Here is an 8,110-nt window from a genome sequence, read left to right on the forward strand (position 1 = left end):
CGATCGCCGTGCGCGCCGCCTCCAGCGTCACCCCGCCGGCGACGGGCTGCATTATCAGCCCGCCGAACACCTCGACGCCGAGATACCCGAGCTCGCGCATCGCCAGCGCCGCGTAGCCAGAGGTGTTAGCGAAGTTGTCCATCAGTCCGATCGCACGCATGCCGGCTGCCGCGGCCTGACGCACCGCCTGGAACACATCAACGGAGCGGCCGCTCAGGTGGGGCGCGGCGTGGATGTGGCAGTCGATTGCACCCTTGAGATGACGCATGCCGGGCATCGACGGATCGGGGGTCATCGTGCAACAGCCTCCTCCAGCACGAGAGCGGATGGCACCGGGCCGCGCCGGCGCCGCATCAGACGCCGCTCCAACGCCTCGCCGGCGAGCTTGGTCGGCCAGCAGATCGCGAAGTAGAGCAGCAGGATCGAGCCGAAGCAGAGCAGGGCGGAGTAGCCGCGCGTGTTCAGCACCTTGGCGGCGTAGGTCAGCTCCAGCACGCCGATCTGCGAGGCGATCGAGGTCGACTTCATGAAGCCGACGATGTAGCCGAAGGCGGGCGGCAGGATCACCGGCCAGGACTGAGGCAGGATCACGCGGAACAGGGTGCGCACCGCTCCCATGTTCATGGCCTCGGCGGCGTCCCACTGCTGCGGCGCCACCGCCTCAAGGCCGCCCCGGATGATCTCGGCCGCAAAGGATGCGGCGGACAGGACCACGGTGGTGAGCGCGATGGTGAACATGCTCACCTGCGCGCCGGCGAGCTGATAAGCGAAGAATACGCACATCAGCTTGACCAGGAAGGGGATCCGCCGAAACGCCTCGACATAGGCGATCGCAAGCAGGGCGGTCGGCCACCAGAACGCAAGTCTGCGATGCCGCAGCACCGCGAGCACGAAGCCGATCGCGAAGCCGCCGAGCGCGCCAAGATACGACAGCCCGAGCGTATGGAACAGTGCTGTACCGAGGAACATCAGGTTGTAGGGACCGAAGAAGCGCGGCGCCTCCTCGACGAGCTGGGCCCACACGGCGCTACAGCACCTTGGCCTTGACGCGGAACAGGTGCCGTCCCGCGAGCGCGAGCGCGGCCGAGACGACCAGCGTCAGAGCGATGTAGACGACGGCAAGGATCGAGAAGATCTCGAGGGTACGAAACGTCTCGGCATTGATGTTGTAGGCCCGCCCTGTCAGCTCCTCTACCGCAAAGATCGCCGCGAGCGAGGTCGTCATCACCTGGATGATGAACTGGTTGGAGAGCGGCGGGAACAGCGCCTTCACGACATGCGGCACGATCACGTACCAGATGGTCTGCACGAGCGTGAACCCGAGCGTCTCGGCCGCGTCGAACTCGGTGCGCCGGATGCTCTGGAACCCGGCGCGCTCGATCTCGGTCAGATACGCTCCCGCATTCAGGCTCATCCCAAGCGCGACGGCCGTGAAGGGGGAGAGCAGGATACCCACCTCTGGCAGGACGAAAAACAGGAAGAACACCTGGACCAAGAGCGGGGTGTTGAGGAAGAAGGTGACGTAGATGCGTACCAGGATTCGCGCGGGCCGCGGCCCGAAGCTCAGCACCGCCGCGTTGACCAGCCCGATCGCTGCGCCTGCGACGAAGGAGATCGCAGCGAGCTGCAGCGTCAGGATCGCGCCGCCGAGCAGGTAGGGGACATAGCCGATGACCTGGCCGTATTGCAGCGTGTAGAACACCGGCGGCGCGGCGTCAGAAGAACGGGTTGGCCGGCACCTTGGTCGCCATCTTCGACAGGAACCACTTTTCCCAGGCTGACTCGATCATGCCCGAGGTGTGGAGCTCGTAGAGGGCGACGTTCAGCCACATGCGCAGCGAGTGGTTGCCCTTGGCCACGCCGAGCCCGGAGTAGGTGACGCCGTATTCCGCCACGGGGATGATCTTCCACTGCACCTGGGTGAAGGTGCGCAGCGAGAAGGGCGCGGAGTCAATGCCATCGAAGCTGGCATCCGCGCGACGCTGGGCGATGGCGCGGTTCCGGTCAGGATAGTTGTCGAGCAGCAGCACCTTGGCCTTGGGTGTGCGCCGCGCGATGAAGGGGATCGGCGTAGTGCCGCGCACCTGCGCGAGCGTGACGCTCTCCCTGTCAAGTTCGTCGAGCGTGGCGATGCCGGTGTCCTCGCGCGTCACGATGCCGTAGTTCTCGCTGTGCACTGGCACCGTGTAGTCGATCACCTTGGCGCGCTCGCTGGTTCGGCTCATCGCTCCCATCACGAAGTCGATCCGCCCCGAGGCAACGAACGGAATGCGGTCGGGACTGCCCACCGGCACCAGCGCCAAGCGCACGCCGAGCTTTTCGGCGATCGCGGCCGCGACATCGGGTTCGAAGCCGACGATCTGGTTGCGGTCGTCGTACATCGCGCGCGGCGGCAGCGTCGGGTTAACGCCGACGCGCAGCTCGTTCGCGCGCATCACGTCGTCGAGCGGCCGTGCCCCTGCGGCGCGCGGGAGCGACACGAGGGCGCCGGCGGCAAGGCCCGCCAGGAACAGCGAACGGCGAACGATCATCATGGCCTCCTGTGGTTCGGTCGGCGGCATGGCCCCGCCGCAGGGACCGCCAGGCGCGTCAATGGCGCAGGATCTTGGCGGTGAAGCTCCTCAGCCGGTCGGTGCGCGGCGCTTCGATGACCTGGACGGGGGGCCCGACCTCGACTACGCGGCCCTGGACCATGAAAACGACGGTGGAGGCGACCTCCCGCACGAACGCCATCTCGTGGCTCACCACGATCATGGTCATGCCCTCGTCGCGCAGCAGCCGGATGGTATCGAGGACTTCGTTGACCAGCTCTGGATCGAGCGCGCTGGTAACCTCGTCGAGCAGCAGGATCTCCGGGCGGAGCGCAAGCGCGCGCGCGATCGCGACGCGCTGCTGCTGGCCGCCCGAGAGCTCGTCCGGATAGGCATCCTCTTTGCCGGCTAGCCCGACCTTGGCGAGCAGCGCCCGCGCCTCCGCTTCGACCACCGGCCGGGCGCGGCGCTTCACGATGGTCGGCGCGATGGTGACGTTGCGCAGCGCGGTCATGTTCTGGAACAGGTTATACTGCTGGAACACGATCGCGAAGCGGTCCCGCGCCGCCCGCAGCGAGGCGCGCGAGGCATAGTCGACCGTGGCTCCGTCGAGCGACACCTTCCCGGCCTCGGGGCGGAGCAGGCCGACTAGCACCCGCAGCAGGGTGGACTTGCCGCTGCCCGAGGGACCGATCACGGAGACCACTGCGCCCCGGTCGATCGAGAGGCTCACCTCCCGCAGCACGGGCGTGCGACCATAGGAGGCGGAGAGGCCATCGATCGTCAGGAAGCTCACGGCGGCATGGTTTCTTGGCCGGGGCCGGCCGTCAAGTCGGGTTGCCGCGCTGCGGCAGTGACACTAGCCTCATCGCCGAGGCCGGCCTTTGGGCCGGTCCGTAGAGAAGCAAGACGGGGACGATCAGCATGACCAGCATGACACGCGGACTCGGCCGGCGCGGCGCACTCGGGCTCGCCGGCGTGGGACTCCTCCTGGGCGCGTCAGGGGTAATGGCCCGGCCGCTCGACCAGGTGCTGTCGACGCGGACGCTCAGGGCCGGGATCAATCCCACCTTGCCGCCGTTTGGCACCTTCAATGACCGTAACGAGATTGATGGGTTCGATGTCGACATCGCCCGAGAGATCGCGCGCATCATGCAGGTCAACCTGGAGGTGGTACGGGTCGGCAGCCCGGATCGCATCCCGTTCCTGCAAGCCGACCGGATCGACATCGTGCTCGGTGCGATCACGCGCACGCCGGCGCGGGCCCTCGTGATAGACTACACGATTCCGCTGCACACGCAGACGATGGGCGTGCTGACGGTGGAGGGGAAGGGCATCGAGAAGCTCGCCGACCTCGATCGGGATTCGGTTACGCTGGTGCAGGTGCGCGGCACGATCGGCATTCCTTGGATCGAGAAGAACGCGCCCAAAGCGAGGATGACGCTGCTCGACAATTACCCGGACGCGATCCGCACGATCGCGCAGGGGCGGGCGGATGGCATGGTGGACGTGGTGGAAAGCGTGGTGATCCCGATCCGCCAGTATCGCAACGTGCGCTGGAAGATCCTGGATGAGGCGATCGACAGCACCTGGGTTCCGATCGGCGTGCAGAAGGGCAACTACACGCTGCGCGACGCGTTGAACGTCGTGCTGTTCGAGATGCACAAGTCAGGTTTCGTGAATGCGACCTGGGAGAAGTGGTTCGGCACACCGATGAAGACGCCGGTGCCGCTCAACCCGATGTTCTGACGGAACCAGGGGCGTCGCCCCTCATTCCCGGGTTCCAAGGGCCAATGGCCCTTGGCGGGTGCGGGGCGGAGCCCTGCCGGGGGTGCAGGGGGCGGCGCCCCTCTGTGCGATGCTCCAGTACGGCCAAGTCACCGGGTATATTCCGGACTTCCTTCGCGGCGCGCTCCTCTCCCTGGAGATCGCCGCGCTTTCCTTTCTGCTCGGGCTGCTGATTGGCCTGTTCGCCGAATCGTTCCGCCGCTTCGGCCCCGCGCCGCTGCGCCTCGTTGTCGACGTGTATGTGAGCTTCTTCACCAACACGCCGCAGCTCGTGCAGATCTTCTTCCTGTTCTTCGCCCTGCCTGAGTTCGGCATCATCATCTCGCCCTATGCCTGCGTGCTGCTCGGCATGACGTTCAATGCTGGCGCGTATCTAACGGAGATCTGCCGCGCCGGCTTCTCCTCGATCCATCGCGCGGAGATGGAGGCGGCCGAGACGCTCGGGTTCTCGCGGCTCCAGACCGTCTGGTACGTGATCGCGCCGCATGTGGTGCGCGCGCTCTATCCTGCGCTCTCCAACCACGCGATCATCATGACGCTCGGCACTTCGATGGCGGCGATCTTCGGGGTGGAAGAGCTGACCGGCCGTGCGCTTGAGGCGAACAGCCGGACGTTTCGCAGCTTCGAGATCTTCTCTATCGTGGCCGGGATCTACGTCGTACTGACGATCGCGCTCTCGCTCGGGCTCTGGACGCTTGGGCGCGTGCTGTTCCGCGTCAAGGCAAAGGCGTTCTGAGCCATGAGCGCGTGGGAGATCCTGCTCGACGAGGCGCCACGGTTTTTCACCTATTGGAACATACTTTTCCTGACCACTGCCGCGGGCAACACGCTCGCGCTGTCGGTCGTGGGCTGTGCAGCGGGCTATCTCGCCGGGTTCGTGCTGGCCACGCTCAGGCTGGAGCGCGTCAACCCGGTCGCGCCGCTCCGCTGGCTCTGCACGCTGCTGGTGGAGATCCTGCGGCGCATCCCGTTCCTGATCCTGCTGCTGACGACGTTTTTCGCCTTCCAGCTTTCGGGTGCGAAGGTGGCTCTGTTCACGGTCGCGGCGACCGCGGTCGCGCTGCGCATGAGCGCGCTCGCGGCCGAGAACATCCGCGCCGGCTACGAGAGCATCCACCGCACGCAGTGGGAGGCCGCACTGGTGATGAACCTCGCGCCGCTGACCACGCTTCGTCGCGTCGTGCTGCCGCAGGCCTGGCGGGTGATCCTGCCGCCCTCGACCGTGCACACGCTGTCGATGATTAAGGAGACCTCGCTCGCGGTGCAGATCGGCTTCCTCGAGCTCACCTCGGCCGCCCGGGCGCTGAACCAGCGCGGCTTCTCGGCCCTGCTCTGCTACGGCACCGTGCTTATCCTCTACTTCGTGATCTCGTGGAGCGTCGGGCGGTTCGGCCGCTGGCTGGAATCCCGTCTCGCGGTGCGCATCACGACCCCGCCAGCAGCCCGGTCTCGGCCAGCAGCAAGCGCAGCCGGGTGAGCTCGGCCTCGGGCAACGGCCCAACCGGCCGCTTGGTCGCGGCGCACGGGATCCGGCCAAGCAGCCAGAGGCAGGCCTTGATGCGCGCGGTCGCCGAGCCGCCCGGCGGCGTGCCATAGATCGCCTTGGCGAGCGGGTAGACCAGATTGTGGTAGCGACGCGCGGCGGCGAGATCGCTCGCGCGCACGGCGCGATCGAGCGCGACGATCGTCTCGGGAATGATGTCGGCGAGCGAGACGAGGCTGCCGTCGCTGCTGAGCACGAAGCAGGAGAAGAGGTGCTCGTCCCCGCTCGCCATCACCCGCACATGCGGCGCCGCGGCGTGCACCGCGCGACGCGAGGCCTCGTAGGCGGCGGTCTCCCAGCTTCCCTCCTTCACCCCCACCACGCCGGGTAGGGCAGCGAGCTCGGCGAGCAGCGCGGGCGGGAAGGCGGTGCGCCCCGCATGCACGCTGCCCTGAAACAGGAACACCGGCAGGCCCGCGGCCTCGATCACCGCGCGATGGTGCACGCGGATCGCCGCGGGGTCGTGGAACGTCGCCCAGCCGTTGGGCGCGAACACCATGATCGCGTCCGCACCGGCCTCGCGCGCGTCGCGCGCGTGCGCGGCCGCCTCGTCGGTCGCCTCGGCATTGATGCCGCAGACGACGATCCGGCGCGCGCCCACCGCCGCGACCGTGATCTCCAGCACGCGCCGCTTCTCGCCGCGCGAGAGATAGACGTTCTCGCCGGCGTGCCCGTTGCAGAGCACGCCGACAATGCCGTCCGGCGCACAGACCGCGTCGGTGTGCCGGGCGAGCGCGCTCTCGTCGAGCGCGCGATCCGGCGTGAGCGGAACGATCGTGCTGGGATAGATTCCGTCCCAGGGCATGGCAGTACGAGGGATCATGCGGCGGCCTTCGGCTGGAGCAGACGGTCGATCGGGAACAGCGGCAGTGCGTGCTGCCTGCCCAGGATCGCATCGGCAAGCAGCGTGCCCATGAACGGCCCGCTCGTGTAGCCCGAATGCACGCTGCCGATGATCCAGCCGTCCTCGACCCCCGGGAGGGGGCCGAGCACAGGCAGGGCGTCCGCGGTCTCGGCCTCGAGGCCCAGCCAGGCGCGCACTACACGCGCGCGGCGGAGCGCCGGGATCACGAACGCCGCGAGCCGGATATTGCCGATCAAGTTGTCGGGGATGAAGGCGTCGCCGCGGCCCTCGTGCCGGCCGCCGCAGCCCTGCCAGCCGCCGCCGATCAACACGGTGCCGCTCGGGTACTGCTTGAGCGACAACAGACCCGAAGCGATCCCGAGCACCGTGCGCATCACGGGCGGCATGCGTTCGGTCACCGCAAGCTGGTTGATCAACACCTTGATCGGCAGGCGGATGCCGAACCAGGCGGCCATCTCCTCGAGCCAAACGCCGCCCGCAAGCACGAGCCGGGCTGCCTCGACGCGCAAGCCGGCGGCGGTCCGCACGACGAACCGTCCCTGCCTGCGCTCTGCCCCGACCGCCGCGTCGTGCTCTCGCAGCGCCACGCTGGCGGCGCCGAGCGCGAGGCGGAACGCGCGGCCGGTGAGATAGGCGCTGGTGAACCCGTCCACCGGGCAGAACCCGGCCATCAGTGCGCGATCGGTGAGGCCCGGCTCGATCTCGCGCGCCCGTGCTGCGCCGACCAGCTCGATCGGCGCCCCCGCCGCCCGGCGCGCCGCCGCCCGCGCCTCGAGCATCGCTGCCTCGGCCTCGGTGAATGCAAGCGAGAGCCCGTCGCGCCGCTCGGTGCCGACCGCGAGACCGAGCCAGCGCGGCGTGTCCATCCAGAACTCCCACGCTTTCAGCGCGTAGGGGATGAGGGCGGCGCGGGTCATCTGCATGGTGAGCGTGCCGGCGTTCACACCCGACGCCTCGCGGCAGATCGCGCCCTTGTCGAGCAGGACGACCGACATCCCCGCGCGCGCAAGCCCGAGCGCGACGCTGCACCCCATCACCCCGGCGCCGATGACGGCGCAGTCGACGCACGTGCTCATCTCTGGTCAGAGGGGGGCAGGGGCGGGGATCGGGATGTCGGCATAGTCGAAGGTGCCGAGGATCTCATCCGCCGCCACGGGGCGCAGCGGCGGCCGCCCGGTCCACAGTCCCGCCGCTTCGCGACCGCCCACATGGGGCGCGAGCAGCGTCGCTGCGGTCTCGCCGCAGATGCGGCCCTGGCAGGGACCCATGCCGCAGCGCGTCCACTGCTTGAGCTGGTTCAGGTCACGCGCGCCGGCACCGATCGCCTCCTCGATCTCGGCGCGCGCCACGTCCTCGCAGCGGCAGACCACGGTGTCCGGCGGG

11 protein-coding genes are annotated in these 8,110 nt (G+C 68.3%); 3 read left to right on the plus strand and 8 right to left on the minus strand.

Features of this window, described 5'->3' with window-relative positions; genetic code table 11:
- From ACTIFU_RS18790 to ACTIFU_RS18810, 5 genes are all read right to left on the minus strand, one after another.
- Positions 1-295, minus strand: a 295-nt coding sequence (locus ACTIFU_RS18790; protein ID WP_439579852.1) for a DUF6282 family protein, incomplete at its 3' end; no start/stop codon positions are given.
- On the minus strand, positions 292-1,023 hold the full coding sequence (locus tag ACTIFU_RS18795) for an amino acid ABC transporter permease (protein ID WP_439579853.1): 732 nt from the start codon (positions 1,021-1,023) through the stop codon (positions 292-294). The genes ACTIFU_RS18790 and ACTIFU_RS18795, both read right to left, overlap by 4 nt.
- 4 nt (positions 1,024-1,027) lie before the next feature.
- A complete protein-coding gene (locus ACTIFU_RS18800; protein WP_439579854.1) occupies positions 1,028-1,702 on the minus strand; it encodes an amino acid ABC transporter permease in 675 nt (224 codons plus the stop codon).
- Positions 1,703-1,715: 13 nt separating this feature from the next.
- Positions 1,716-2,531: a transporter substrate-binding domain-containing protein gene (locus ACTIFU_RS18805; RefSeq protein ID WP_439579855.1), complete on the minus strand. Its 816-nt coding sequence runs from the start codon at positions 2,529-2,531 to the stop codon at positions 1,716-1,718.
- 58 nt (positions 2,532-2,589) lie between these two features.
- Positions 2,590-3,327: an amino acid ABC transporter ATP-binding protein gene (locus ACTIFU_RS18810; protein WP_439579856.1), complete on the minus strand. Its 738-nt coding sequence runs from the start codon at positions 3,325-3,327 to the stop codon at positions 2,590-2,592.
- Positions 3,328-3,455: 128 nt separating this feature from the next.
- Here ACTIFU_RS18810 and ACTIFU_RS18815 point away from each other — a divergent pair, with 128 nt between their 5' ends.
- The 3 genes from ACTIFU_RS18815 to ACTIFU_RS18825 all read left to right on the plus strand — a co-directional run bounded on the left by ACTIFU_RS18815 (position 3,456) and on the right by ACTIFU_RS18825 (position 5,796).
- Entirely contained in the window at positions 3,456-4,280 is an 825-nt protein-coding gene (locus ACTIFU_RS18815) for a transporter substrate-binding domain-containing protein (protein WP_439579857.1), read from the plus strand.
- A gap of 109 nt (positions 4,281-4,389) precedes the next feature.
- Entirely contained in the window at positions 4,390-5,055 is a 666-nt protein-coding gene (locus tag ACTIFU_RS18820; protein WP_439579858.1) for an amino acid ABC transporter permease, read from the plus strand.
- Positions 5,056-5,058: 3 nt separating this feature from the next.
- A complete protein-coding gene (locus ACTIFU_RS18825) occupies positions 5,059-5,796 on the plus strand; it encodes an amino acid ABC transporter permease (protein ID WP_439579859.1) in 738 nt (245 codons plus the stop codon).
- Here ACTIFU_RS18825 and ACTIFU_RS18830 read toward each other — a convergent pair.
- From ACTIFU_RS18830 to ACTIFU_RS18840, 3 genes are all read right to left on the minus strand, one after another.
- Positions 5,744-6,685, minus strand: a complete 942-nt coding sequence (locus ACTIFU_RS18830; RefSeq protein WP_439579860.1) for a dihydrodipicolinate synthase family protein — start codon at positions 6,683-6,685, stop codon at positions 5,744-5,746. The two genes, ACTIFU_RS18825 and ACTIFU_RS18830, sit on opposite strands and share 53 nt — an antisense overlap.
- Positions 6,682-7,803, minus strand: coding sequence for an NAD(P)/FAD-dependent oxidoreductase (locus ACTIFU_RS18835; RefSeq protein ID WP_439579861.1), 1,122 nt, complete (start codon positions 7,801-7,803; stop codon positions 6,682-6,684). The genes ACTIFU_RS18830 and ACTIFU_RS18835 overlap by 4 nt, the downstream gene beginning before the upstream one ends.
- 6 nt (positions 7,804-7,809) lie before the next feature.
- Positions 7,810-8,110, minus strand: a 301-nt coding sequence (locus ACTIFU_RS18840) for a (2Fe-2S)-binding protein (protein WP_439579862.1), incomplete at its 5' end; no start/stop codon positions are given.

This window comes from Elioraea sp., from assembly GCF_051860475.1.
Classification (GTDB): Bacteria; Pseudomonadota; Alphaproteobacteria; order Acetobacterales; family Acetobacteraceae; genus Elioraea.